Genomic DNA, 25,071 nt, shown 5'->3' with positions numbered 1-25,071 from the left:
AGGGTGTCGGCTCGGAGGAGGGTACGTGTGGTCCAATGCCCCGATCGGCGTGCTGACCTGGGATGGGAGACCTGATGCCGAGTCTGTTGCCCGAGTTGCTGATCTTCGGTGCGGTGGGCGCCGGAGTCACCGCCGTCGCCCTCGGGGCACAGCGCGGACGGGCGGCCCGCCGCGCCACCACCCTGGCCTCCTCCGGCACCGCGAGCTTCCCGTGTCGGATCTCCTGGCCGGCGGGCATGGGCAAAAAGGCCTTCGTGTACGGAAAGGTGGTGACCGGAGACGGCGGGCAGCTGACCTTCGCCCGCCGAGGCCGTTCTCCCGTGCCCCTTCCGCGGAGCGGTTCAGTCCGCGTCGAGCCGAGTTGGCGCACCGGACTGGTGACCCTACGGTATGACGTCCCCGGGCAGGGGGATGTCCGAATGCTGCTCAACGAAACGGACGCCGAGACCGTCGAGGGGCTGCTGCGGGCCGTCTGACCGCGCCGCGGCCCCGGGAGGGGGCCGTCAGGACTGGGTGACGGGGCGCATCGCGAGGCCCTCGGTGCCCTGCCAGTAGCTCACCCACTGGCCGTCGTCGGCGGGGAAGGAGTCGACGGGCATGGGCACGTCGACCTCCGCACCGGCCTCGCTCTCCCCGCCGGGGCTCCCGAGACCGAGGGTCATGGACGTCACGTCGTAGGTGTCCATTTTGCCGCCGGTCGCGAGCGCACCGGCATAGGCCTCGTCGCCCGGAGCGAGGGTGATGGGCTCGCCGGAGTCGGTCTCCGCCTTCGCGGGGGCCGGGCCCTGGGCGTCGCCGAGCGTGACCTCGGGGGCGCCCTGCACGTCGCACTTGTGGTCGCCGGCGTTCTGGACGGTGAGCAGGATGTGCCGGACGTCCTCGCCCTGTCCGTCGTAGTTCTGCGCGGAGACCGAGAGGTCCTCGATGGTGCACAGCGGGACACCGGAGCCGTCGTCGCCGCTGTCGCCCGCACCCGCCGAAGCGGTCGGACTCGGCGTCGCCGAACTTGTCGCGCTCGCCGACTTCGAGGACTTCGCCTCGCCCGCCGCGTCCGACGTCCCCGGCTCACACGCTGTACTCGCGAGCAGCGCGGCCGCCGCGGCGACGCCGAGGGCGTAGCTCCTCCAGGCTCTGCGGTACGTACGGTTCCTGCCGGCAGGCATGCTCATGGTGTCCCCCGTGGTGATGGTGATGGCACGCAGAGCTTGCCCCATGGGACGCGCTGACCTCGCGGGGGAGTACGCGTCTGTTGCCGATCAGGTACAGGGAGGGGGCGGTTCCGCCGAAAGATCACAGACGAAGTGAACGAACCGTCAGCAGACTTCGAGTACGCGGTCAGTGCCGGGCGGCACCTCAGCCCGCATCTGCTTCCGGCTCGGGTACAGGGAGCTCGTCGAGGTCGAGGGTGAAGGTACGGCCGTCGGCAAGGGGGATGGGGAGCTTGCCGGTGCCGTAGGCATGGGTGTGCGCCGCGATGTAGCCGGACCCGGTGGGCTGGGTGTGCAGGACGACTTCCTGGGCGTACGGGTCCACGATCAGGTAGATCGGGATGCCGTAGCGCCCGTATTTGGCGGTGCAGTCGTCGTAGTCCTTGCGTGCGGAGGAGGTCGAGACCACCTCGGAGATCAGCAGGACGTCCTCGAAGCTGTAGCGCTTGCCGTCCTTGCGGGCGTCCTCACGCAGGATGGCCAGGTCGGGGGCGGAGTTCTCGTCGGCGGGGAAGTCGATGTAGACGTCGGAGGTGACCTTCGCGTGACGGCCGAGAGCGAGAGAGTCGATCTGCATCGACCTGATGGTGCTGGAGTGCTCTTCGCTCTGCGGGGTCATGATCACCTTTCCGTCGGCCCCGAACAGGACCGTGTACCCCTTGGGGAACTCGGTGTGCATGATCGAGTCGACGCTCATGAAGGACTCCTTCCCATGTGCGGCCATGATACGGCGGTGAGGGAGGTGGCTCCTTCTACAGATCTGCGATCTCCGGTCACGGCCAGTGACGCTACTGGACCGCGAGCCGCCCGCGGAGACCGTGCGGGCCGAGGTCGACCTTCCGGTTCACAGGTTTCGCTGAGGAACGCTTCAGGTAGGGCATGGAGTCTGCTGCACATGCACGGACACCGACCCCGCACCCCCGAAACCGAGCGCAGTCGCCGTTGGTTCATGAACAAGGCGCTGCTCGCCGGCGGAGTCGCCGCTGTGGCGACCATGACCGGCTGCTCCTCCAGCTCCTCCGACACGGCGAGCTCCGCCTCGTCCTCCGCCGCTCCGGGCGGCGCCCCCAGCGGTATGCCCTCCGGTGGACCCGGTGGTGGAGGGGGCGGCGGTATGGGTCCCGGGGCCTCCCAGGTCAAGTACGCGGATGTCGTCGGTGTCACCACCGACGGCAAGGTCGTCGACGACCTGTACACGATCCACTCCACGGACGTCTCCACGGACGCGCTGGTCAAGGCCGCGCAGGCGTTCCTGGACGGGCTGTCCACCAAGGAGCGCAAGTCCTGTGTCTTCGACATCGACGCCGATGAGTGGACGGCGTGGAGCAATGTCGACGGCTACGACCGCAAGGGCGTCCGTATGGGTGATCTGACCGAGAAGCAGCGCGAGCTCGGCTACGCGCTTCTCGGCAAGGCCCTCTCCGCCGACGGGCTCACCCAGACCCGCGGCATCATGAAGCTCAACGCCTTCCTGGGCGACTCCAACGGCGGCGGCCAGAAGACCCTGACCGAGGGCCACTACTTCTTCACCTTCATGGGCACCCCGTCGACCTCGGAGCCGTGGGGCTTCCAGTACGAGGGCCACCATGTCGCCATCAACTACTTCGTCCTGGGCGACCAGGTCGTGATGACGCCGACCTTCATGGGCTCGGAGCCCACCACCGGTACGTACAAGGGCGAGAAGATCACCCTCTTCAAGCCGGAGACCACGGTCGGTCTCACCATGATCCGCTCCCTCACCGCGGCGCAGCTCAAGAAGGCCGTCTCCTCGCAGTCGAACGGCAACGAGGACATGAAGGCCGGCGCGGGCCAGGACAACCTCAAGCTCGCCTACGAGGGCCTGAAGTGCTCCGAGCTCACCTCCGCGCAGCAGGAGAAGCTGCTCGATCTGGCCCGGGTGTACATCGGCTACATCAACGAAGGCCACGCCGAGGTCAAGATGACCGAGGTGGAGAAGCATCTGGACGACACGTACTTCTACTGGATGGGGGAGACGGAGGACGACTCCGCCTTCTACTACCGGATCCACAGTCCGGTCGTCCTCATCGAGTACGACGCCCAGGCACCCCTCTTCTACAAGGGTGACACTGCTACAGCCAGCGCCGGCGCGAGTGCCGGCTCCAACGATGGCGGCCCGGGCGGTGGCATGGGCATGGGGGGCGGTACGCCCTCCCAGGAGCACATCCACACCATCGTCCGCACGCCCAACGGCGGTGACTACGGCATCGATCTGCTGAAGCTGCATCTGGAGAACGACCACTGACGGTCATTCAGCACAGCCGCGCCCCCGCTCCGAACTCGGAACCGGGGGCGCGAACGTGTGTCACTGCGCGGCGCAGGCCAGGTTCCAGCCGCCGTAGGAGCCGCTGACGAAGGAGCCGTCGTCGACGTGGCCGACGCGGAAGTAGAAGCAGGCGGCCTCGTTCATGTCGGTGTCGTAGACGTAGGCGTTGGACAGGCTCCACCCGGTGTATCCGCCGGTGTAGTCCACGTGGATCTTCGTGTTGCTGGTGGACGGGGTGCCCGTCGTGGGGTTCGTGTACTGGAGGCGCACACCCTTGCCGTCCGAACAGACGTCGAGGATCCGGAAGGTGTCACCGTCGGGGTAGAAGTACGCGGCTCCGCAGGAGTTGCTGGAGCTGGCCGTGTCGATGGCGTAGGACGAACCGGCCGTACCGACCACGAGGGCCGCTGCCGCGGCGGCGGTTATGGCGAGGTGTCTGATCTTGGGCATGCCGTGGTCTCCTTGCGGGCAAAGGCGGATGGCGCGAGAAGTCTTCACGCGGGCTTCACACTGTGGACGGACTATGCCCAATGGTTGACCTCCGTACAAGATCTTTTTGGTTGCGAACTCCTGTGAATGTCCGGGCTGTTGACGCGCAAGTGGTTCGATTCTACGGTCCGTCCGAAGCTCTGATCAGTGATCGGAATATCGAACGGAAGGAGCGTCAGCGTGAGCCGCACCTCCCGCAGAACCGCACTTCTCGCCGTCCCCGCAGCCTTACTGCTGGCCCTGATCCCCTCCACCGCCTCCGCGTACCCCAACCCCGGTACGGTCACCGGCGCCACCGTCGTCCACGACCCGACCATGATCCGTACATCGGCGGGTCGCTACCTGCTCTACGGCACCGGCGGCGGGCTCGGCTACCGAACCTCCACCGACCGGATCGCCTTCACGGCCGGCGGTGACGCCTTCGCCACCAAGCCGAGTTGGTGGTCCTCGTACGCCACCGAGGCATGGGCGCCGGACATCTCGTACCACGGTGGCAAGTACCTGATGTACTACGCCGTCTCGACCTTCGGGTCCAACAAGTCCGCCATCGGGCTCGCCGGTTCGGCCACCGGACTGCCCGGCTCCTGGACCGACTACGGCACCGTCCACACCTCCACCACGTCCAGCGACTACAACGCCATCGACCCGAATCTCTTCGTCGACGGCGACGGCAAGTGGTGGCTCTCGTTCGGCAGTTGGTGGACCGGACTGAAGATGATCCAGATCGACCCCGGCACCGGGAAGCAGCTCTCCTCGAACACCACCCGGTACTCCCTCGCGTCCCGCCCCATCGGGACCAAGGCCGTCGAGGCGCCGTCCATCGTCAAGCGCAACGGCTACTACTACCTCTTCGCCTCGTACGACACCTGCTGCGCCGGCACCAGCTCCACGTACAAGGTCAAGGTCGGCCGCGCCACCAGCGTCACCGGGCCGTACCACGACCAGAACGGCGTCTCCCTGATGAACAACGGAGGGACGCCGGTCCTGGAGTCGCACGGGCGGTACATCGGACCCGGCGGGCAGTCGATCATGAGCGACTCCGACGGTGACCTGATCGTCTACCACTACTACGACGGCAACGACAACGGCACCCCCAAACTCGGCATCAACCTTCTGAACTGGAGCAGCGGATGGCCCGTCGCCTACTGACCCTGCTGGCCGCCCTGGTCCTCGCCCTGTCCCTCGGGCAGTCCTCCGCGAGCGCCGCCTCGTTCGCCAACCCGGTCAAGACGCAGAAGGGCGCCGACCCCTGGATCTCGTACTACGACGGCAACTACTACCTGGTGACGACGAGTTGGACCAACGTCATCACCATGCGGAAGTCGGCCACGCTCGCCGGGCTCGCCACCGCGCCCAACATCCAGGTGTGGACGGGCGACGCGGACTCCCGCTGCTGCAACATCTGGGCCCCGGAGCTGCACTTCCTCAACGGCAAGTGGTACCTGTACTACGTCGCCGGGCAGAACGTCTCCGACTACAACCCCACCCAGCGCACCCATGTTCTGGAGAGCGCGGGGACGGACCCGACGGGCCCCTACACCTACCGGAACCAGCTCAACTCCGCCTGGATGCTGGACCCCACGGTCGCGACCATCAACGGCCAGCTGTATCTGTTCGGCAGCGCGAGCGGTGGCGGCACCCAGAACCTGGTGGCGGCCCGGATGTCCAACCCGTACACGCTCGCCACCGGCTTCTCCACCGTCTCGACGCCGACCTATGACTGGGAGCGCAACGGCACGGTCAACGAGGGCCCGGAGATCCTCCAGCGCAACGGGCAGACCTTCCTGATCTACTCCGGCAGCGGCTGCTGGACCCCCGACTACAAGCTCGGCCGGCTCACCCTGACCGGCTCCGATCCGCTGGCGGCCTCCTCCTGGACCAAGAAGTCCACACCGGTCTTCCAGCGCAATGACTCGGCCGGTGTCTACGGCCCGGGCCACAACGGCTTCTTCACCTCTCCCGACGGCACCGAGAACTGGATCGTCTACCACGCCAACGACTCGGCCTCGGACGGCTGCGACAACGGCCGTACGACCCGCGCCCAGAAGTTCACCTGGAACTCCGACGGCACGCCCGACCTCGGTACCCCGGTGGCCCTCGGGTCGAGCCTGACCGGCCCGTCCGGCGAACCCTCGGCCACCTCCACGACGTACACCCTCATCAACCGCAACAGCGGCAAGTGCCTGGACGTCGCCGGGAGTTCGACGGCCGACGGTGCCAACGTCCAGCAGTACACCTGCAACGGCGGCAACAACCAGAAGTGGCGCATCGAGGACCAGGGCGACGACACCAGCAGGCTGGTGAACGTGGCCGGCGGCAAGGTTCTGGACACGGCGGACTGTTCGAGCGCCGACGGCGCCGACCTGCGCCAGTGGAGCTGGCTGAACAACACCTGCCAGCGGTTCAGGTTCGTGGTCACCGACAACAGCTGGGTCAGGATCGTCAACCAGGCCACGGGCAAGGTCGCGGACGTGGCCAACTGCTCCACGGCAGACGCGGCGGATGTGAGGCAGTGGACGTGGTTGGCCAACAACTGCCAACAGTGGAAGCTGAACCCGGTGTAACCAAGACGCGCCTATAAGGGGCGCGGGGAACTGCGCGACCAGTCACGACGAACCGGCACTCGCGCACGAACCCGCGCCCCTACGGCGCTCAGGCACCCGCGGCGTTGGGCCAGCTCCCGGTGTTCGGCCACCCCGACGCCGCAGCCGGCGCCAACCCATTGGTACCCCGCACCTGCGCGGCGGTGAGCCCACCCCGAGCCGGCACCCCGGGCGGGGTGGGCCCCGCAGGCGCGGCGAACGGCGAAGGAGCGGCGGCGGCCGGAGCCATCGGCTGAGGAACCTGCGGCTGAGGCACCTGCGGCATCTGCGGAGCGAATTGCGCTGCCGCCGGCATCGGCATCGGCATCGGCTGCGGCATCGGCACGCCACCGCCGTAGGACGGGCCTGAGGCCATGGCCTGCGCGGCGAGCCCCGGCATCCCCGCCCCGTTGGACGCGCCGACCAGCCGGTCCACGGCCGCCGTACCCGAGCTGTAACTGGTCCCGGTAGCCAGCTCGGGCACGGCGGCTCCCCTCCTGGTCCCGTAGAGCACCTGTTCCAGGCCGGACACCAGGCGACGCACGTCCACCTGGGGGCGCACCACGAGTCTCAGGAAGCGGCTGGACGATCCGATCTTGTTTCCGCACTCGCGGACCAGGATCCGGTGCTCGGTGAGCAGTCGGTCCCGGACCACGGTGCCTTCGGCGCCCACGGGGAGGCGCACGAAGAGGAAGTTGCCCTGGGAGGGGTAGACGGTGAGGCCGGGCAGCGCGGAGAGCTGGCTCGACATGTCGAGGCGGTCCCGGTAGACCTGCTGGAGGCTCTGGGCGTACTCGGCGCCGTGCTCCTTCAGCATGAACACCACGTACTCGGCGAAGGCGTTGAGGTTCCACTTCGGCAGCATCGAGCGGACCCGGCCGGCGAGCGCCGGGTTGGCGACCATGTAGCCGAAACGTATGCCGTGCAGACCGAAGTTCTTGCCGAGCGAGCGCAGGACGATGACGTTCGGGCGCAGCATCGCCTCCTGGACCACGGACGGCTCCGCCTCCGCGTCCGCGAACTCCAGGAAGCTCTCGTCGATGACGACGAGGTCCAGGTCCGCCATGGCGTCCATGAACTGCACGATCGAGTGCTTGTGCAGGAAGCCGCCGTCGGGGTTGTTCGGGTTGCAGATGACCGCGGCGCGGGTGCCGCGGGCCCGGATGAACTCGGCGTACTGCGCGAGGTCCAGGGCGAATCCGCTCGACTCCTGGAGCGGGAACATGTCGACGCGCTTACCGGTCTCCATCGGCTGGTCGGTCCAGCGGCCGAAGGTGGGGACGGGGATGGCGAGGGACTCACGGACCAGCAGGTGGTCGATCCAGGTGATGAGTTCGGTGGAGCCGTTGCCCATCGCCACCGCGGACGGCGGGAGTTGGAGGAGGTTGCAGAGCTCGGAGGTGATGGTGTCGGCGCTGCTCGGGTAGTACGTGATGATGTCGCGCAGGCGGCCCGACATCTCGTCCCACATCCCCGGGGTGGGGAAGTAGGGGTTGACCGGGATACAGAAGTCGATCGGCCCCGCCCCGTCGCCGGCCGCTCGCGTCAACGCAGCCATCGAGGGGCTGTGTGCTGCGGTGGCCTGGAACAGCGAGGTGACGTTGTTGGCCATGGAACCTCCGTATGGGGCGGACCCGGTGGGGACGACCGGGACCGTCGTCTTTAGGTGGCCCGCGCGGGGGAGCACGGGCCGCCCATACATACGGAGGCTGGGGTGGCACTGTTCAACCGCTGAGAAATCGGTAAGAACTTGTGTGCTGCCTGTGAAGAAGTTTCACACGGGATGCGGTGTCACGCGTGGAACGTGTGAATCGTCGTCGTCCGGTACGTCTCGCCCGGCCTGAGCACGGTCGACGGGAACGACGGGTGGTTCGGGGAGTCAGGATAGTGCTGTGTCTCCAGGCACAGCGCATCGCCCTGGCGGTAGCTGCGTCCGTCCGGCCCGACCAGGGTGCCGTCGAGGAAGTTGCCCGAGTAGAACTGGACGCCCGGCTCGTTGGTGGCGATCCTCAGGGTGCGGCCGGAGGACGGGTCGTGGAGGGTCGCGATGTGCTCCGGCTCGGCCGTGACGCCCTTGTCCAGCGCCCAGTTGTGGTCGTAGCCCTTGGCGGCGAGCAGCTGCGGGTGCCCGGTGCGCAGGTCCCGGCCGATCGGCTTGGTCTCGCGGAAGTCGAAGGGGGTGCCCTCGACCGGCGCCAGTTCACCGGTCGGAATCAGTCCCGGGTCGGTGGGTGTGTAGCGGGACGCGGCGAGCTGGAGCTCGTGGTCCTGGATCGTGCCGCTGCCCGCGCCCGCGAGGTTCCAGTAGACGTGGCTGGTGAGGTTGACGACGGTGGCCCGGTCGGTGGTGGCCTCGTAGTCGATGCGCCAGTCGCCGTGTTCGGTGAGGGTGTACGTCACCCGCACCCGGAGCGTGCCCGGGTAGCCCATCTCGCCGTCGGGGGACGTGTAGGACAACCGCAGGCCGATGTCGGTGCCCTCGGTGAACGGCTCGACGTCCCACACCCGCCGGTCGAAGCCGTCGGCGCCGCCGTGCAGGCTGTTCTCCCCGTCGTCCACGGAGAGTTGGTACCCGGAGCCGTCCAAGGTGAAGGCGCCCTTGCCGATGCGGTTGCCGTAGCGGCCGATCAGCGCCCCGAAGTACGGGCTGGAGTCGACGTAGTCCTCGATACGGTCGAAGCCCAGGGAGACGTTCGCGTACCGGCCGTGCCGGTCGGGGACCTCCAGGGACTTCACGATCCCGCCGTAGGACAGGACCTCCATACGCGTGCCGCCGTTCTCCAGCGACCAGTTGTGGATCTCCGTCCCGTCGGCGAGTGTGCCGAAGAGCGTCTTCACCGGTGCCTCCTCCTATGGGAAGGGCCCCGCCGCGAGGCGGGGCCCGATCCGATCCGGTCGATCAGGTCATCAGGTCTACGAACCGGACTTGCGCTTGTTCCAGACGTCGAAGCCGACCGCGGCCAGCAGGGCGAGGCCCTTGATGACCTGCTGCCAGTCGGAACCGACGCTGAGGAGGTTCATGCCGTTGTTCAGGACGCCGAGGACGAGACCGCCGATGATCGCGCCGAGGACGGTGCCGACACCGCCGCTCATGGACGCGCCGCCGATGAACGCCGAGGCGATGGCCTCCAGTTCGTAGTTCAGACCCGCCTTCGGGGAGGCCGCGTTCAGTCGCGCGGCGATCGCCAGACCCGCCAGGGCGGCCAGCGCGCCCATGTTCAGGAAGACGAGGAAGACGACCTTCTTGTCCTTCACACCGGACAGCTTCGCGGCCGGCAGGTTGCCGCCGATCGCGTAGATGTGACGGCCGAAGACGGCGTTGCGCATGATGTAGCCGTAGCCGACGAGCAGTCCGCCGAGGATCAGCAGGATGATCGGCGCGCCCTTGTAGCTGGCGAGCAGCATCGTGACGGTGAGGACCGCGGCGACGATCGAGACGAGCTTCAGCAGGAAGATGTTCCGCGGCAGCACGTCGAGGGAGAACTCCTGCTGGCGCTTGCGGTCCCGGACCTCCTGGAGGACCACGAAGACGATCAGGGCGAGGCCCAGCAGCAGCGTGATGTTGTGGTAGTTGGTGTCCGGGCCGGTCTCCGGCAGGAAGCCGTTGCCCATCTTCTCCAGGCCCGAGGGGAACGGGCTGAGGGTCTGGCCGTCCAGCAGGATCTCGGTGAAGCCGCGGAAGATCAGCATGCCGGCGAGGGTGACGATGAACGACGGTATGCCGAGATACGCGATGAAGAACCCTTGTATGCCGCCGGCCACCGCGCCGCACACCAGGCTCAGCGCCACAGCCACCGGCCACGCCACGTCGTGCTGCACGGTCAGGATGGCCGCGAACGCGCCCACGAACGCCGTCAACGAGCCGACCGACAGGTCGATATGGCCCGAGATGATGACCAGCATCATGCCGATCGCGAGGATCAGCACGTAGGCGTTCTGGAGGACCAGGTTGGAGACGTTGCGCGGCTCGATCAGGACGCCGTCGGTCCACACGGCGAAGAGCGCGACGATCAGGCCGAGGGCGATCAGCATGCCGTACTGGCGCATGTTGCGGCGCAGGCCGTCCAGCATCAGCTGCAGCAACCCGTTGCCGGAGGACGGTCCCCCGCTCTTCCCGGGCGGAGCCACCGCCGGGCTCTTGGTCACGTTGGTGCTCATCGGGTTACCTCTTTGTCCTTGGTCATCTGTCGCATCAGCGATTCCTGCGAGGCCTCGGCCCGTGAGAACTCGCCGGTCAGCCGCCCGGCGGCCATCGTGTAGATGCGGTCGCACATACCGAGCAGCTCCGGCAGCTCGGAGGAGATGAAGACGACCGCCTTGCCCTCGGCGGCCAGCTGGTCGATGACGGTGTAGATCTCGTACTTGGCGCCCACGTCGATACCGCGGGTGGGCTCGTCCAGGATCAGCACATCGGGACCCGCGAAGATCCACTTGCTGAGGACGACCTTCTGCTGGTTGCCGCCGGACAGCTTGCCCACCGGCTCGAAGACGGTCGGCGCCTTGATGTTCATGGACTTGCGGAAGCCCTCGGCGACCTGCCGCTCCTTGTGCTCGTCGACGATCCCCCGCTTGGTCACCTTGTTCAGCGCGCTGAGCGAGATGTTGCGGTTGATGGTGTCGATGAGGTTGAGGCCGTAGTGCTTGCGGTCCTCGGTGACGTACGCGATGCCGTGCTTGACCGCCTCGGAGACGGTCTTCGTACGGATCTCCCTGCCGTCCTTGAGGACCGTGCCGCCCGCGTGCCGGCCGTAGGCGCGGCCGAAGACGCTCATGGCGAGTTCGGTACGTCCCGCGCCCATCAGGCCCGCGATGCCGACGATCTCCCCGCGCTTGACGCTGATCGACACGTCGTCGACCACCTTGCGCTGCTGGTCGATCGGGTGGTGCACGGTCCAGTCGCGGATCTCCAGGGCCGGTGCCGCGTCCGACTCGCCCTCGTACGCGGTGCGTTCGGGGAAACGGTGGTCGAGGTCGCGGCCCACCATGCCGGAGATGATCCGGTCCTCGGAGGTCCCGTCGGCCTTCACGTCGAGGGTCTCGATCGTCTGCCCGTCGCGCAGGATCGTCACCGAGTCGGCGACCTTGCGGATCTCGTTGAGCTTGTGGGAGATGATGATCGAGGTGATGCCCTGGTTCTTCAACTCCAGGATGAGATCCAGGAGTTTGCCGCTGTCCTCGTCGTTGAGAGCCGCGGTCGGCTCGTCGAGGATGAGCAGCTTCACCTTCTTCGAGAGCGCCTTGGCGATCTCCACGAGCTGCTGCTTGCCCACGCCGATGTCGGCGACGCGGGTCTCCGGGTGGTCGCTCAGACCGACCCGGCGCAGCAGCTCACTGGCGTGCCGCAGGGTCTCGCGCCAGTCGATGAACCCGCTCTTGGCGTGCTCGTTGCCGAGGAAGATGTTCTCCGCGAGGGAGAGGTAGGGCACCAGCGCGAGCTCCTGGTGGATGATCACGATGCCGTGATGCTCGCTCGCGCGGATGTCCTTGAACTCGCAGCGCTCTCCCTCGAAGAGGATCTCGCCTTCGTACGTGCCGTGCGGATGGACGCCGGAGAGCACCTTCATCAAGGTGGACTTGCCGGCGCCGTTCTCACCGCAGATGGCGTGGACCTCGCCCTGCCGGACGGTCAGTGTGACGTCCGAGAGCGCTTTGACACCGGGAAAGGTCTTGACGATCGAGCGCATTTCCAGGACGGGTCCCGCCATGGTCGTGCCTTCCAATCTCTGTTCTGTCTACAGGCGGTGAGGGACTACTTGAGGTCGCCCTCGGTGTAGTAGCCGCCGTCGACCAGGATCTCCTTGTAGTTGGTCTTGTCGACGCTCACCGGCTTCAGCAGGTAGGCGGGGACGACCTTGGAGCCGTTGTCGTAGGTCTTGGTGTCGTTGGTCTCCGGCTTCTTGCCGTTGAGGACCGCGTCCACCATGCTGCCGGCGACCTTGGCGAGCTCACGGGTGTCCTTGTAGACGGTCTGCGTCTGCTGGCCCGCGATGATCGACTTCACCGAGGCGAGCTCGGCGTCCTGGCCGGTGAGGACCGGGAGCGGCTTGGACTTGGTGCCGTAGCCGTCGGACTTCAGCGCCGACAGGATGCCGATCGAGATGCCGTCGTAGGGCGAGAGGACCGCGTCGACCTTCTTGCTGGAGTACGACTTGGTCAGGATGTCGTCCATGCGCTTCTGCGCCGTGGCACCGTCCCAGCGCAGCGTGGTGACCTGGGTGAGGCCCGTCTGGCCGGACTGGACGACCAGCTTCTTGCTGTCGATGTACGGCTGCAGGACGCTCATCGCGCCGTTGAAGAAGTACTTGGTGTTGTTGTCGTCGTTGGAGCCGGCGAACAGCTCGACGTTGAAGGGGCCCTTGCCCTCGGCGAGGCCCAGCTTCTCGACGATGTAGTTGGCCTGGAGCTCGCCGACCTTGGTGTTGTCGAACGACGCGTAGTAGTCGACGTTCGCCGAGCCGAGGATCAGGCGGTCGTAGGCGATGACCGGGATGTTCGCGTCCTTGGCCTGCTGGAGCACGCCGTTGAGGGACTTGTTGTCGATCGCCGCGATGATGAGCGCCTTGACGCCCTTGGTGATCAGGTTCTCGATCTGCGAGACCTGGTTCTCCGGGTCGTCCTCGCCGTAGACCAGGCTGGTCTTGTAGCCCTTGGCCTCCAGGTCCGCCACGACGTTCTTGCCGTCGGCGATCCAGCGCTCGGAGGACTTGGTCGGCATCGAGATGCCGATGGTGCCGCCCTTGGCGCTGCCCGTCTCCTCCGCGCTGCCTCCCTCGCTGTCCTGGCCGCAGGCGGTCAGGGTGAGGGCGAGGACGGCCGAGGTGGCTATGGCGGAGAGAGCGGCTCTACGGTTGATCATGATCATCTTCCTTGATGTTCGAGGCGATCGGTCTGGCGAAGTCGTGTCGGAGTCTGTGTGACTGCGTCGACTTTTGTGAAGGTGTTGTCCGGAACGTTATGCAGGCGTTTCGAAGCGCTTCAGTGCGCCCGGCAGTCGCGAGCCGAGCGGCGCCATGTCGCCGTCCGCTCCATGCCGTGCGAGCAGGTCCAGGGCGAGCCGTCCGCGCCGCACTCTTTCCTTGGCGGTGGACAGCGTGAGCTCGCGCATGTGATGCCCGTACGGATAGATCCCGGGGGCCTTCGACAGACCGAACTTCAGATAGATCGGTGCGCCGCGCCGGATGAGCTCGGCGACCTCGTACATCCGCACGTAGCCGCCGAGGTCGTCGGGGGCCTCGATGTACATGTCCATGGGGGCGCCCGACACCCGGCGTATCTCGGTGAGGTGATCCAGCGTCAGGTCGCTGGGCACGTTGATCGAGTCGCCGCCGAGGTTCTCGTAGACGGCGTACGCGGCCGGGTTCACCGGTCCGATCAGCGCCGACACCTTCAGGGTCGTGTCGGCCGGGATGATCCCGGCGACCCGCGCCCGGTGCAGCGCCCACAGCACGCCCTCGTCGGCGACGAGGAGGCACTTCACACCCAGCTCGGTGGCGCGGACGGCGTCCTCGACACACCCGGCGACCGCGTCGTGCCCCCGGGCGCGCAGCCCGCCGCCCCTGGAGTCGGTCCGGGTCGAGCCGCCGATGTCCCAGGTGCCGCGGGGGCCGGTGAACAGGCAGAGCTCGATGTCGCGCTCGGCGGTCGCCTCCACCATCTCGGTGATCTCGGCGTCGGTCAGCATCCACACGCCGCTGCCCTGGCTGACCCGGTGCACCGGCACATCGAGCCGCGAGGACTCCTTGAGGACCACGGCGAGGGCCTCGGGGCCCTCCACGGAGGGCACTTCGGTGCGCCAGCGGCCGCCGCCGGGGAAGGAGTGCGGGGAGGCGTCGGCGGGATCGTGCGCGGGCGCGTCGAGGCCGAGCGCAGCGAGCGCCTGCTCACCGGGTCGTCGGGCCGCGCTGGCGGTGGTCTCGGTCACAAGCTGTCCTTCAGGTTCGATATTTCGGACGAGGGTCGCGGCTCTGGATGGAGAAGGCCTTGGGCGTACGCCGGTACGAAGTCGTCAGGTACCCCGTACCGGCGTACGGCTCAGGGGGGTGTCATGGCCGTAGGAGGACCTTTCCGACCTTCGGGTCGCCGGACCCCACCAACTCGATGGCCTGCGGAAACTCATCCAGCGGCAGCTCGTGCGTGACGAGCGGCAGCGGGTCGAGCAGTCCGGCGCCGAAGACCCGCACGGTGTGCGCCCAGGCGTCCGGCGGCGCCCCGAACACGGTGTGCACCTCCAGCTGCCGTACGACGAGGTCGGTCGGGTCGAGACCGTCGGCGCCCGCGGCCGGGATACCGGTCAGGACGAGCCGGCCGCCGCGTCTGAGCAGCGCGGCCGCGGTGTTCGCGGCGGACGCGGACCCGGCGGTCTCGATCACGACGTCGAAGTCGTCGGGCAGTTCCTGGTCCTTGGTGCGGAAGTCGGTGGCGCCGAACTTCTTCGACAGCTCCGCCCGGTCCGGGCGGGTGCCGACCACCAGCAGCTCCGAGGGCGAGCCCGCCTTCAGGAACTGCACGGCGAACATCCCGAGCGTCCCGGTGCCCACGACGGCGACGCGCTCGCCGGGCCGGGCGTTCGCCTTGAGCGCGGCGGCGGCGATGCACGCGGCGGGTTCCAGGAGGGCGGCGGCGGTCAGGTCGGCGTCGTCCGGGAGGGCGTGCAGCAGGCGGGCGGGCAGGGTGAGGGTGGTGGCCATGGCGCCGGGCTGGGTGAAGCCGGTCTCCTCGTAGCCGGCCGTGCACAGCGTGGTCTCGCCCTCGTGGCAGCGGTCGCAGACCTGGCAGTTGCGAAAGCCCTCGCCGACGACCTTGCGGCCGACCAGAGAGGCTGGGACCCCGGAGCCCACCTGCTCGACCGTGCCGGACCACTCGTGGCCGGGGGTGAGCGGGTAACGGACGTAGCCCTCGGGCCGGTTGCCCTGGTAGACCTCGCGGTCGCTGCCGCAGATGCCGACCGCGTGGACGCGGACCAGGGCCTCCCCGGCGCCGGGCTCGCGCGGGGTGTGCTCGACGAGCTCGTGCTCGCCGGGCGCCCCGATGACGACCGCGGTGCTCACTCGGTGCCCTTCGGCTTGCGCTGCTCCCAGCCGTCGGCCCACAGGTCGAAGCGGGCCTGCTGCTGCGGGAACTCCGCCGCCGCGTCGACGTCCAGCTCGACCCCCAGGCCCGGCTCGTGCGAGAGCTCGAAGTAGCCGTCCACGACCTGCGGGGCGCCCTTGACGACCTTCTTGATGTCCGCGTCCGCGAAATCGTTGAAGTGCTCCAGGATCTTGAAGTTCGGCGAGGTGAAGCCGACCTGGAGCGAGGCCGCGGTCAGCACCGGGCCGCCCACGTTGTGCGGCGCGACCAGCATGTAGTGGGTCTCGGCGGTCGCCGCCAGCTTCCGGGTCTCCCAGATACCGCCGATGTGGCCCACGTCGGGCTGGATGATGTCCACGGCCTGGCTCTCGAAGAGCTCGCGGAACTCGATGCGGTCGTGGATGCGCTCACCCGTGGCGACCGGCATGTCGACCTTGGCGGCGACCTTCTCCAGCGCCTTCAGGTTCTCCGGCGGCACCGGCTCCTCCAGCCACGCGGGCTTGAAGGGGGCGAGGTCCCGGGCCAGGCGGATGGCGGTGGCGGGGGAGAAGCGGCCGTGCATCTCCAGCATCAGCTCGGCGTCGGGGCCGATGGCGTCCCGGACGGCCTCGATGAGCGAGACGGCGTACATGCTCTGCTCGTGGTCCAGCTCGAAGTGCCCGGTCCCGAACGGGTCGATCTTCAGCGCCCGGTAGCCGCGCTCCATGACCCCCTGGGCGGCCTTGTGGTAGGCCTCCGGGGTGCGCTCGGTGGTGTACCAGCCGTTGGCGTACGCCTTGACCTTGTCGGTGACCTTCCCGCCGAGCAGCTGCCACACCGGGACGCCCAGGGCCTTGCCCTTGATGTCCCAGCAGGCCATCTCGATGACGGCGATGCCGGACATCACGATCTCGCCGGCCCGCCCGTAGTCGCCGTACTTCATCCGCTTGACCAGATCCTCGACAGCGAACGGGTCCGAGCCGAGAATGTGGTTGGCCTGCGCCTCGTGCAGATAGCCGAGCAGGGCGTCGGTGTGGCCCAGCATGCGGGTCTCGCCGACTCCGGTGAGCCCCTCGTCGGTGTGCACCTGGACGTAGGTCAGGTTGCGCCATGGCGTCCCGACCACGTGCGTGCTGATTCCCGTGATGCGCACGAGCTACTCCCTAGACTCTCTCAGCTTGTTCGAAATTTCGGCTCACGTTCGAAATGCTGGCCCGACCGTAAGGACGACGCGGTCGGGGTGTCAATGGGTCGGGTGGTCGAACGGCGTAACGGTTTTGGAGACGCCCACATTCGCTCACGGCCTCAACTCTCCCAGCCTGCGGCGTTATTCAACCGTGATGCCTTCCCTGATGCAGCCCTCTTGACCGCCATGAATTGTTAGCGCTCACAATGTGCACCGCATTCAACCGATCGCTGAGAGCCAGGAGGTGCGACCGTGGACCACTTACAGCTTCGGCCGCCCACCATGGCCGATGTGGCACGTCTGGCCGGGGTGTCCCACCAGACGGTCTCCCGCGTCCTGGGTGATCATCCCAACGTCCGGGACGAGACCCGGGCAAAGGTGCTGCGGGCGATCGAGGAGATGGGCTACCGTCGCAACTCCTCCGCCCGGGCTCTGGCCACCCGCCGCACCCGGACCCTGGGTGTGGTCGCCTCCAACACCACGCTCTACGGGCCGGCCAGCACCCTGTTCGCGCTGGAGGACGCGGCACGCGCCGCCGGTTACACCGTCTCGACGGTCAGTCTGCGCAGGCTGGCGGTGGAGACCCTGTCCGAGGCCCTGGACCATCTCAGCGAGGGCGGGGTGGAGGGGGTCATCGCCCTCGCTCCACAGCGCTCCGCGGTCGAGGCCCTCGCCGAACTCCGCCATCCCTTCCCGGTGGTGGCCGTGGGGACCGGCTCCGGTGCGGAGATCCCCAGCGTCAACGTGGACCAGCAACTGGGTGCACGCCTGGCCACCGGTCATCTGCTGGCGGCCGGCCACCGTACGGTCTGGCATCTCGCCGGGCCCGAGGACTGGCAGGAGGCCGCCGACCGGGAGACCGGTTGGCGGGCGACCCTCGAAGCGGCGGGCATCGAGCCGCCGGCGCCGCTGCGGGGGGACTGGAGTCCGCTCTCGGGCTACCGTGCGGGCCAGGAACTGGCCGGCTGGGTGGGCCGCGGACTGACCGCTGTCTTCGTCGCCAACGACCAAATGGCGCTGGGGGCGTTGCGAGCACTGCGGGAGGCCGGCCTGCGCACTCCCCAGGATGTCGCCGTGGTCGGCTTCGACGACATCCCGGAATCGGAGTTCTTCGCTCCACCGCTCACCACCGTCCGGCAGGACTTCGCGACGGTGGGCAAACACAGCATCGCCCTGCTGCTGGACCTCATCGAGGGCCGGGCCCCCTCCGGGGCGCCCGGAGTCGCCATCGAACCCCAACTCGTCGTCCGGGCCAGCACCGCTCCCGACTGACACCGCTCCACCGCATCGATCGGCCACATTCGCACACCAGTGTGACCGATATTTCGAATAATGATCGACAGGCTGGACGCAGTGCGGTCGGTCCCCGTGAGTAACAACGGTCCTCCCCGGACCGGCTCTTCAAAGGAGAAGAACATGCTCAACAGAAGGAACTTCCTCACTGCGGCCATCGGCGTTGCGGCGGCGGGCACCCTGGCCGCCTGTGCCAAGGAGGACGACAGCTCCACCAGCACCTCCGGGAGCGGCAGCAAGACGATCACCCTCGGCTTCTCCCAGGTCGGCTCCGAGAGCGGCTGGCGCACCGCCAACAGCGACTCGGTCAAGTCCGCGGCCAAGGAGGCGGGTTACAAGCTCCAGTTCTCCGACGCCCAGCAGAAGCAGGAGAACCAGATCTCCGCGATCCGCAGCTACATCCAGCAGAAGGTGGACGTCATCGCCTTCTCCCCGGTGGTCGTCACCGGCTGGGACGCGGTGCTCAAGGAGGCCAAGGCCGCGAAGATCCCCGTGGTCCTCACCGACCGCTCCGTCGAGACCTCCGACGACTCCCTGTACGTCACCCTGGTCGGCTCCGACTTCACCGACGAGGGCCGCCGCGCCGGCAAGATCCTCGAGAAGGTCATCGAGAAGGCCGGCCTCAAGGGCGACGTGAAGATCGCCCAGCTGGAGGGCACCACCGGTGCCGCCCCCGCCATCGAGCGTGCCAAGGGCTTCAAGGAGGTCATGGACGCCGACCACGCCGACGACTGGAAGATCGTCGTCACGCAGACCGGTGACTTCACCCGCGCCGGCGGCAAGCAGGTCATGGCGGCCTTCCTCCAGTCCAACCCGGACATCAACGTCCTCTACGCGCACAACGACGACATGGCCATCGGCGCCATCCAGTCCATCGAGGCGGCCGGCAAGAAGCCCGGCAAGGACATCCTCATCGTCTCGGTCGACGGCGTGAAGGACGGCTTCGTCGCGATGTCCGAGGGCAAGATCAACGCCATCGTCGAGTGCAACCCGCTGCTCGGCCCCCAGCTCATGGAGGTCGTGAAGACGGTCCACGAAGGCGGCTCGGTCGAGCGCTGGATCAAGACCAAGGAGAGCGACTTCATGCAGGACCAGGCGAAGGACGCCCTCCCGACCCGCAAGTACTGACGGATCGACGGTACCGAGGGGTCGGCGGTGCCGAGCGGTTGGCGGTGCCGGCGGACTGGCGGTGCCGAGTGGTTGGCAGTGCCGGCGGACTGGCGGTGCTGACCGGCTGGCGGTATCGAGCGGTTGGCGGTGCCGGTCGACCGCGGTGCCGGTCCACCGCGGTGCTGATCGACCGCGGTGCTGATCAGCCGATCGTGCCGATCGACTGGCGGTGTCGACTGGCTGGCAGCGTCGAGTGGTTGGCGGTGCTGACCGGTTGCGGTGCCGACGGACCGGCGGTGCTGATGACTGACGGTGCTGACGACTGACGGTGCCGATCGATCGCCGTAACGACCGATCGGCGGTGTCAACTGGCCGACGGTACTGGCCGGTTGGCGGTGTTGGTCGGCGGCGGTGTCGACCGGATGCCGTGCTGACCGTTCGCTGTATCGGCTGGGCGTGGCGCCGATCGATCGCCGTATCGACCGACTGGCGGTGTCGACTGGCCGACGGTACTGGCCGGTTGGCGGTGTCGACCGGATGCCGTGCTGACTGATCGCCGTATCGGCAGGCCGCCGTGCCGACCGAGACCGTGTCGACCGAACGTCGTATCGGCAGGCCGCCGTGCCGACCGATCGTGGAAATGACCGACCGCACCACCGGCAGGGAGCCTCCGGTCGGCCGAGTACGTCTCGGCCGGCCAGGCTCCCCGCGGGATCGGCCCCGCTCAGGGGGCCTGAACCGAATCGATGAGTCCAAGAGGAGCGCTGCCATGGCAGAGCCGCAGCCCGTCCTGGAGATGACGGGCATAGTCAAGGAGTTTCCGGGGGTAAGGGCTCTGTCGGGCGTCGACTTCCGGCTCTTCCCCGGCGAGATCCACGCCCTGATGGGCGAGAACGGGGCCGGGAAGTCCACCCTGATCAAGGTGCTGACGGGGGTCTACTCCCTGGACGGCGGCACCGTCACCCTCGACGGCAAGGCCGTGCGGATCGGCAGCCCGCTACAGGCGCAGCACGCCGGGATCAGCACGGTCTACCAGGAGGTCAACCTCTGCCCCAACCTGTCGGTGGCGGAGAACATCTTCATCGGACGTGAACCCACCCGCGCCGGCCGCATCCAGTGGAAGCGCATGCGCAAGGAGGCCGCGGAGCTGGTCGACCGGCTCGGCCTAGACATCGACGTCACCGCCCCCCTGTCCTCCTACCCCCTCGCGGTGCAGCAACTGGTCGCGATCGTACGGTCGGTGGGCACCGGCGACAGCGACGGCTCGGGCTCCGGCACCAAGGTGCTGGTCCTGGACGAACCGACCTCCAGCCTCGACCGCGACGAGGTCCTCGAACTGTTCCGTCTGATGCGGCAGTTGCGGGACGAGGGCGTAGCGATCCTCTTCGTCTCGCACTTCCTCGACCAGATCTACGAGATCTGCGACCGCATGACCGTCCTGCGCAACGGCACCCTGGTCGGCGAGCACCTCGTCCGCGACCTCGACCAGGTCGGGCTGATCGAGCTGATGATCGGCAAGGCCCTGGACCAGCTGGAGGAGCTCCACGACCACCAACTCCACGCGGACGTCGGCGAGTCGCTGCTGACGGCGGAAGGCCTCGGCAGGACCGGCGGCATCGCCCCCTTCGACCTCGACATCAAGAAGGGCGAGGTCGTGGGCCTCGCCGGCCTGCTGGGCTCCGGCCGCACCGAACTGGCCAGGCTCCTCTTCGGCGCCGACCAGCCCGACAGCGGCAAGGTCGCCATCGGCGGCAAGCAGGTGGCGATGAACGCCCCGAACGACGCCATCGGCGCCGGGGTCGCCTTCTGCTCGGAGAACCGCAAGTCCGAGGGCCTGGTCCCCGACCTGACGGTCCGCGAGAACATCATCCTCGCCCTCCAGGCGGCCCGCGGCTGGACCCGCCCCATCCCCACCGCCCAGCGCGACGAACTGGTCGCCAAGTACATCGGGGCGCTGGACATCCGCCCCGCCAACCCCGAAGCCCGGGTGGGCCAGTTGAGCGGCGGCAACCAGCAGAAGGTGCTCCTCGCCCGCTGGCTGATCACCCAGCCGAAGCTGCTGATCCTCGACGAGCCCACGCGCGGCATCGACATCGGCGCCAAGACCGAGATCCAGAAACTCGTGGTCTCCCTCTCCGAGGACGGCATGTCCGTGCTCTACATCGCGGCCGAGCTGGAGGAGGTCCTCCGCCTCAGCCACACCATCGGCGTCCTGCGCGACCGCAAGCTGGTCGCCCAGCTCACCAACGGCCCGGAGATCACCACCAGCAAGATCCTCGAGACCATCGCGAGCGGAGAACAGCAGTGACCACCACCTCCCGCTGGCGAGCACTGACGCGCCACAACCTCTTCTGGCCGATCGTGGTCCTGGTGGCCCTGCTGCTCGTCAACGTCCCCTTCACACCCGACTTCTTCGCCATCCACATGACGGACGGCCACCTCTACGGCAGTCTCGTCTCGATCGTGCTGTTCGGCTCGCCGCTGATCCTGGTGGCGGTCGGCATGACCCTGGTCATCGCGACCGGCGGCATCGACCTCTCGGTAGGCGCGGTCGTCGCCATCACGGGCGCGCTGACCTGCTCGTACATCAGCGACCAGTCCGACCAGGACGCCCTCGCCGGAGTGCTGCTGGCGATGGGCCTCGGTCTGATCGCGGCGGTCGTCTGCGGTCTGTGGAACGGCTTCCTCGTCGCCCGCATGGGTATCCAGCCCATCATCGCGACCCTCATCATCATGGTCGCCGGCCGAGGCGTGGCCCAGCTGATCACCGACGGCCAGATCATCACCATCAACAGCGAGCCGTACAAGCTGATCGGCGGCGGCTACTGGCTGACCCTGCCCTTCTCCATCTTCGTGGTGGCCGCCGTCGTGGCCGTCACGGTGGCGCTGACCCGCCGCACCGCCCTCGGCCTGCTGGTCGAGTCCGTCGGCGGCAACGCCGAGGCCAGCCGTCTGGTCGGCATCCGCTCCCGCCGTATCAAGATCATGGTGTACGTCTTCTGCGCCCTGTGCGCGGGCATCGCGGGCCTGATGATCAGCTCCAACACCTCGGCCGCGGACGGCAACAACGCCGGCCTGTGGATCGAGCTGGACGCGATCCTCGCGGTGGTGATCGGCGGCACCTCGCTCCTGGGCGGCCGGTTCTCGATCGGCGGCACGGTCGTCGGCGCCCTGGTCATCCAGACCCTGACCACCACGATCTACACCATCGGCGTCCCCACCCAGACCAACCTCGTCTTCAAGGCCGCCGTCGTCATCGTCGTCTGCCTCCTCCAGTCCCCGAAGTTCCGCGCCAAGGTCTTCGGCGCCCGTGCGAAGGCCGCGGCCCCGGCGGCGGCGCCCGCCGCGGCCGCCGAGCCCGCCGACTCCGCTCCCAAGATGGAGGTGTCGTGATGAGTACGACCACCAAGACCCCCACGACACCGCAGACCCGTACCCCCTCCAAGGCCGCGCGCCTGCTCGCCGACCGGCGACTGCCCGTCCTGGTCACGGCCGGCCTCTTCCTCGCGATGTACATCGGCGGCCTGAGCCGCTACGTGAACTACGGCTTCGGCGACTCGCAGGTGTTCCTCAACCTGTTCATCGACAACAGCTATCTCCTGGTCGCCGCCGTCGGAGCCACCTTCGTCATCATGTCCGGCGGCATCGACCTGTCCGTCGGCTCGTTGATCGGCTTCACGACGATGCTCACGGCGTGGCTGGTGCAGGACGTGGGCCTGCCGCTGCTGGTCGTCATCCCCATATCCCTGGGAGTCGGAGCGTTCGGCGGCTTCCTCATGGGCTATGTGATCCACAACTTCGAGATCCAGCCGTTCATCGTGACCCTCGCCGGCCTCTTCCTCTTCCGGGGCCTGTGCCTGGTCATCAGCAAGGAGTCGATCGCCATCACCGACTCGGCCGTGAGCAGCCTGGCCGAGACGCGGGTGCCGCTGGGCGTGGGGGAGCTGTCGATCGGTGCCGTCGTGGCCCTGGTCGTCCTGGCGGCGGCGTTCTACCTCCTCCACTACACCCGCTTCGGACGCCGGATCTACGCCATCGGCGGCAACGAGCAGTCGGCGCTGCTGATGGGGCTCCCGCTGGGCGGCACGAAGATCGCGGTGTACACGATGAGCGGCTTCTGCTCCGCGCTCGCCGGCCTTCTCTTCATGCTCTACATCCAGTCCGGTGACCCGCTGCACGCCGTGGGCATGGAGCTCGACGCGATCGCCGCGGTGGTCATCGGCGGCACGCTGCTGACGGGTGGCTCGGGCTACGTCCTGGGCACGCTGTTCGGTGTCCTGGTCCTCGGCCTGATCAAGAGCATCATCCAGTTCGAGGGCACGCTGAGCTCCTGGTGGACGAAGATCGCCACGGGTGTGCTGCTGTGTGCGTTCATCCTCATCCAGCGCGTCATGACGACCCGTAAGGAAACGTGAGCGGAGGGAGAACCGGTCTGCCGCGGAGCGATGTCGCTTTCGATGCGATGAGGTGGGATGAGAGCAGAACATCCTCAACTCGCGTCGCCGGAACGGCCGGTTCCCCACACAACCTTCACAGCTGCCTCTAGGAACGCTACCGGTTCGGAACTTAATCTTCCCGCGTCATGGACTACTGCCTCCCGTGCCGAAGGCACCTCAACGGCGCCCTCGCCTGCCCGGGCTGCGGCACCCCAGCCCAACAACTCCACGAGTACGCGGCCCAGCCGGTGGAGGTGGACGGCGACGCTCATGAGGCGTACGGCGGCGAGCCCGTGGGTGTGCCCGAGGGTGGTGGCCGGGCGGTGCGAAGACGTGCGCGGGGCCGGGGTGGCAGGGTCGCGGAGGTCGATGAGGAGCCCGAGGGCTACGACGACTCCGAGGATGACGACGAGGACGGTGCGGTCGGTGCCGCCGGTGGCGGGAGCCGCCGTGATCGCAAAGCGGCGGCGCATCGGCGTCGGCGCCGGCGGACTCTGCTGATCACGGCGGGCTTCATACTCGCCGCCGGTGGGCTCAGCCTGGCGGAGCTCGGTCTGGACGCTCCCGGCTCGTCGTCGACGCCTGCCGCAGCGGGGGGTGAGTCGGCGGAGGGTGCGGCCGAGGCGGAGGCGAGCGCGACGGCCGAGCCGCTGACCGACGAGAACGGATCCGCCCCGTCGGTCTCCGCGTCCCCGGACGCCTCGAAGTCCCCGTCGTCCTCGGCATCCGAATCCGAGGACGAGAAGGACCCCGACAAGGACGCCCAGTCCGCAGCGGCCTCCGCCCCCAACCTCACCTCGGCCCCAGCACCGACAACCCCGGCGACCTCCTCGACCCCGACCACAGCCCCCACCACCTCGGAACCGACAGCGGACCCTTCCCCCACAGAATCCTGCGAACGCTTCCTGTGGTGGTGCACCTAGCCGGCTGGATGCCTGCGGCAGCCTGTGCGGCTTCGGTGGGGGTTCGCGTCGCGCACTACTCGTACGTCGTGGGTCGGTGCCGCACCGGGGGGTATCCGTCCTCGGTCGGGCGGTACGGCCTGCTGGGGCGGCGAGGTTGGTCGGTCGCCCGACGCTGCGGGCGGACACCCCCCGGTACGTCCCCTGCTCACCGTTGCGCAAGCCCGGGTGATGCCCCACCTGGGGTCACAGGAGACAGCTCTACGGCGATCCGCCCCCGTGCCGGACAGCCCACCTGGCGCGCACCCGAGGGGGCTCCGCCTCCCGACGCCGACCCAGGCAATCTCAGCCCGCCCGAGGCAGCTCCGCCTCCCGACGCCGGTTCAGGCAATTTCAGCCCGTCCGGCGTTTGAGGACGAGGCCCCTTCAGGGCCGATGGGGGTCTGGGGGCGTAGCCCCCAGGGGCGGGCTGTCCCTTATACCCTTCTGACGCTGCCGACGAAGCGGACAGGGGAGAGCCAGGGGGGCGCGGG

At 68.0% G+C, this 25,071-nt stretch carries 21 protein-coding genes and 1 pseudogene; 11 read left to right on the top strand and 11 right to left on the bottom strand.

Annotation, left to right across the window (positions count from 1 at the left end; all coding sequences use genetic code 11):
- Positions 1-74 precede the first annotated feature (74 nt).
- The gene (locus HLK59_RS27930) at positions 75-476 is read left to right on the top strand and encodes a hypothetical protein (RefSeq protein WP_171144292.1); all 402 of its coding nucleotides are present in this window, start codon (positions 75-77) and stop codon (positions 474-476) included.
- A gap of 27 nt (positions 477-503) precedes the next feature.
- Here the strand turns inward: HLK59_RS27930 and HLK59_RS27925 are convergent, their stop codons facing one another.
- The gene (locus HLK59_RS27925; protein WP_171144291.1) at positions 504-1,169 is read right to left on the bottom strand and encodes a DUF4232 domain-containing protein; all 666 of its coding nucleotides are present in this window, start codon (positions 1,167-1,169) and stop codon (positions 504-506) included.
- Between the two features lie 184 nt (positions 1,170-1,353).
- Entirely contained in the window at positions 1,354-1,905 is a 552-nt protein-coding gene (locus HLK59_RS27920; protein WP_171144290.1) for a Uma2 family endonuclease, read from the bottom strand.
- Between the two features lie 198 nt (positions 1,906-2,103).
- Between HLK59_RS27920 and HLK59_RS27915 the strand changes: the two genes are divergently transcribed.
- Positions 2,104-3,471, top strand: coding sequence for a DUF3500 domain-containing protein (locus HLK59_RS27915; protein ID WP_171144289.1), 1,368 nt, complete (start codon positions 2,104-2,106; stop codon positions 3,469-3,471).
- 60 nt (positions 3,472-3,531) lie between these two features.
- Here the strand turns inward: HLK59_RS27915 and HLK59_RS27910 are convergent, their stop codons facing one another.
- Positions 3,532-3,942, bottom strand: coding sequence for a hypothetical protein (locus HLK59_RS27910; protein ID WP_171144288.1), 411 nt, complete (start codon positions 3,940-3,942; stop codon positions 3,532-3,534).
- A gap of 219 nt (positions 3,943-4,161) precedes the next feature.
- On the opposite strand from HLK59_RS27910, the gene HLK59_RS27905 reads away from it, so the two are divergent.
- Together HLK59_RS27905 and HLK59_RS27900 are read left to right on the top strand one after the other, a co-directional pair.
- The gene (locus HLK59_RS27905; RefSeq protein WP_171144287.1) at positions 4,162-5,130 is read left to right on the top strand and encodes an arabinan endo-1,5-alpha-L-arabinosidase; all 969 of its coding nucleotides are present in this window, start codon (positions 4,162-4,164) and stop codon (positions 5,128-5,130) included.
- Positions 5,112-6,545, top strand: coding sequence for a family 43 glycosylhydrolase (locus tag HLK59_RS27900; RefSeq protein WP_171144286.1), 1,434 nt, complete (start codon positions 5,112-5,114; stop codon positions 6,543-6,545). The genes HLK59_RS27905 and HLK59_RS27900 overlap by 19 nt, the downstream gene beginning before the upstream one ends.
- 88 nt (positions 6,546-6,633) lie before the next feature.
- Here the strand turns inward: HLK59_RS27900 and HLK59_RS27895 are convergent, their stop codons facing one another.
- The 8 genes and pseudogenes from HLK59_RS27895 to HLK59_RS27860 form a co-directional block, all read right to left on the bottom strand.
- Entirely contained in the window at positions 6,634-8,175 is a 1,542-nt protein-coding gene (locus tag HLK59_RS27895) for a histidinol-phosphate transaminase (RefSeq protein WP_171144285.1), read from the bottom strand.
- Between the two features lie 179 nt (positions 8,176-8,354).
- A pseudogene (locus HLK59_RS27890) lies at positions 8,355-9,417 on the bottom strand (aldose epimerase family protein).
- 59 nt (positions 9,418-9,476) lie between these two features.
- Positions 9,477-10,721 (bottom strand): multiple monosaccharide ABC transporter permease, encoded by a 1,245-nt coding sequence (gene mmsB, locus HLK59_RS27885; RefSeq protein WP_171144283.1) that lies wholly within the window; start codon positions 10,719-10,721, stop codon positions 9,477-9,479.
- Positions 10,718-12,268, bottom strand: coding sequence for a multiple monosaccharide ABC transporter ATP-binding protein (gene mmsA / locus HLK59_RS27880; protein ID WP_171144282.1), 1,551 nt, complete (start codon positions 12,266-12,268; stop codon positions 10,718-10,720). The genes mmsB and mmsA overlap by 4 nt, the downstream gene beginning before the upstream one ends.
- A gap of 44 nt (positions 12,269-12,312) precedes the next feature.
- Positions 12,313-13,419: a multiple monosaccharide ABC transporter substrate-binding protein gene (gene chvE, locus HLK59_RS27875; RefSeq protein ID WP_171144281.1), complete on the bottom strand. Its 1,107-nt coding sequence runs from the start codon at positions 13,417-13,419 to the stop codon at positions 12,313-12,315.
- 96 nt (positions 13,420-13,515) lie between these two features.
- Complete coding sequence (locus HLK59_RS27870; RefSeq protein WP_171144280.1) at positions 13,516-14,484, bottom strand: hypothetical protein; 969 nt, start codon at positions 14,482-14,484, stop codon at positions 13,516-13,518.
- Positions 14,485-14,605: 121 nt separating this feature from the next.
- Complete coding sequence (locus HLK59_RS27865) at positions 14,606-15,610, bottom strand: alcohol dehydrogenase catalytic domain-containing protein (protein WP_171144279.1); 1,005 nt, start codon at positions 15,608-15,610, stop codon at positions 14,606-14,608.
- Complete coding sequence (locus HLK59_RS27860; RefSeq protein WP_171144278.1) at positions 15,607-16,764, bottom strand: mandelate racemase/muconate lactonizing enzyme family protein; 1,158 nt, start codon at positions 16,762-16,764, stop codon at positions 15,607-15,609. The genes HLK59_RS27865 and HLK59_RS27860 overlap by 4 nt, the downstream gene beginning before the upstream one ends.
- A gap of 285 nt (positions 16,765-17,049) precedes the next feature.
- Between HLK59_RS27860 and HLK59_RS27855 the strand changes: the two genes are divergently transcribed.
- The 7 genes from HLK59_RS27855 to HLK59_RS27825 all read left to right on the top strand — a co-directional run bounded on the left by HLK59_RS27855 (position 17,050) and on the right by HLK59_RS27825 (position 24,559).
- On the top strand, positions 17,050-18,069 hold the full coding sequence (locus tag HLK59_RS27855; RefSeq protein WP_171144277.1) for a LacI family DNA-binding transcriptional regulator: 1,020 nt from the start codon (positions 17,050-17,052) through the stop codon (positions 18,067-18,069).
- Between the two features lie 144 nt (positions 18,070-18,213).
- Entirely contained in the window at positions 18,214-19,218 is a 1,005-nt protein-coding gene (locus HLK59_RS27850) for an ABC transporter substrate-binding protein (RefSeq protein WP_171144276.1), read from the top strand.
- Positions 19,219-19,379: 161 nt separating this feature from the next.
- On the top strand, positions 19,380-19,526 hold the full coding sequence (locus tag HLK59_RS27845; RefSeq protein WP_171144275.1) for a hypothetical protein: 147 nt from the start codon (positions 19,380-19,382) through the stop codon (positions 19,524-19,526).
- A 443-nt stretch (positions 19,527-19,969) separates the two neighbouring features.
- Positions 19,970-21,508: a sugar ABC transporter ATP-binding protein gene (locus HLK59_RS27840; RefSeq protein ID WP_171144274.1), complete on the top strand. Its 1,539-nt coding sequence runs from the start codon at positions 19,970-19,972 to the stop codon at positions 21,506-21,508.
- A complete protein-coding gene (locus tag HLK59_RS27835) occupies positions 21,505-22,593 on the top strand; it encodes an ABC transporter permease (RefSeq protein ID WP_171144273.1) in 1,089 nt (362 codons plus the stop codon). The genes HLK59_RS27840 and HLK59_RS27835 overlap by 4 nt, the downstream gene beginning before the upstream one ends.
- Positions 22,593-23,615: a galactofuranose ABC transporter, permease protein YjfF gene (gene yjfF, locus HLK59_RS27830; protein WP_171144272.1), complete on the top strand. Its 1,023-nt coding sequence runs from the start codon at positions 22,593-22,595 to the stop codon at positions 23,613-23,615. The genes HLK59_RS27835 and yjfF overlap by 1 nt, the downstream gene beginning before the upstream one ends.
- A gap of 167 nt (positions 23,616-23,782) precedes the next feature.
- Complete coding sequence (locus HLK59_RS27825; protein WP_171144271.1) at positions 23,783-24,559, top strand: hypothetical protein; 777 nt, start codon at positions 23,783-23,785, stop codon at positions 24,557-24,559.
- Positions 24,560-25,071: the final 512 nt, after the last annotated feature.

Origin of the sequence: Streptomyces sp. S3(2020), assembly GCF_013044505.1 — a bacterium.
GTDB lineage: Bacteria > Actinomycetota > Actinomycetes > Streptomycetales > Streptomycetaceae > Streptomyces.
This window is presented reverse-complemented; position numbering and strand designations above follow the sequence as displayed.

Coding starts and splice junctions, on each gene's coding strand:
- HLK59_RS27930 (WP_171144292.1), top strand. CDS start 75: ATGCCGAGTCTGTTGCCCGAGTTGCTGATCTTCGGTGCGGTGGGCGCC.
- HLK59_RS27925 (WP_171144291.1), bottom strand. CDS start 1,169: ATGAGCATGCCTGCCGGCAGGAACCGTACGTACCGCAGAGCCTGGAGG.
- HLK59_RS27920 (WP_171144290.1), bottom strand. CDS start 1,905: ATGAGCGTCGACTCGATCATGCACACCGAGTTCCCCAAGGGGTACACG.
- HLK59_RS27915 (WP_171144289.1), top strand. CDS start 2,104: ATGCACGGACACCGACCCCGCACCCCCGAAACCGAGCGCAGTCGCCGT.
- HLK59_RS27910 (WP_171144288.1), bottom strand. CDS start 3,942: ATGCCCAAGATCAGACACCTCGCCATAACCGCCGCCGCGGCAGCGGCC.
- HLK59_RS27900 (WP_171144286.1), top strand. CDS start 5,112: ATGGCCCGTCGCCTACTGACCCTGCTGGCCGCCCTGGTCCTCGCCCTG.
- HLK59_RS27895 (WP_171144285.1), bottom strand. CDS start 8,175: ATGGCCAACAACGTCACCTCGCTGTTCCAGGCCACCGCAGCACACAGC.
- mmsB (WP_171144283.1), bottom strand. CDS start 10,721: ATGAGCACCAACGTGACCAAGAGCCCGGCGGTGGCTCCGCCCGGGAAG.
- mmsA (WP_171144282.1), bottom strand. CDS start 12,268: ATGGCGGGACCCGTCCTGGAAATGCGCTCGATCGTCAAGACCTTTCCC.
- chvE (WP_171144281.1), bottom strand. CDS start 13,419: ATGATCAACCGTAGAGCCGCTCTCTCCGCCATAGCCACCTCGGCCGTC.
- HLK59_RS27850 (WP_171144276.1), top strand. CDS start 18,214: ATGCTCAACAGAAGGAACTTCCTCACTGCGGCCATCGGCGTTGCGGCG.
- HLK59_RS27840 (WP_171144274.1), top strand. CDS start 19,970: ATGGCAGAGCCGCAGCCCGTCCTGGAGATGACGGGCATAGTCAAGGAG.
- yjfF (WP_171144272.1), top strand. CDS start 22,593: ATGAGTACGACCACCAAGACCCCCACGACACCGCAGACCCGTACCCCC.
- HLK59_RS27825 (WP_171144271.1), top strand. CDS start 23,783: ATGGACTACTGCCTCCCGTGCCGAAGGCACCTCAACGGCGCCCTCGCC.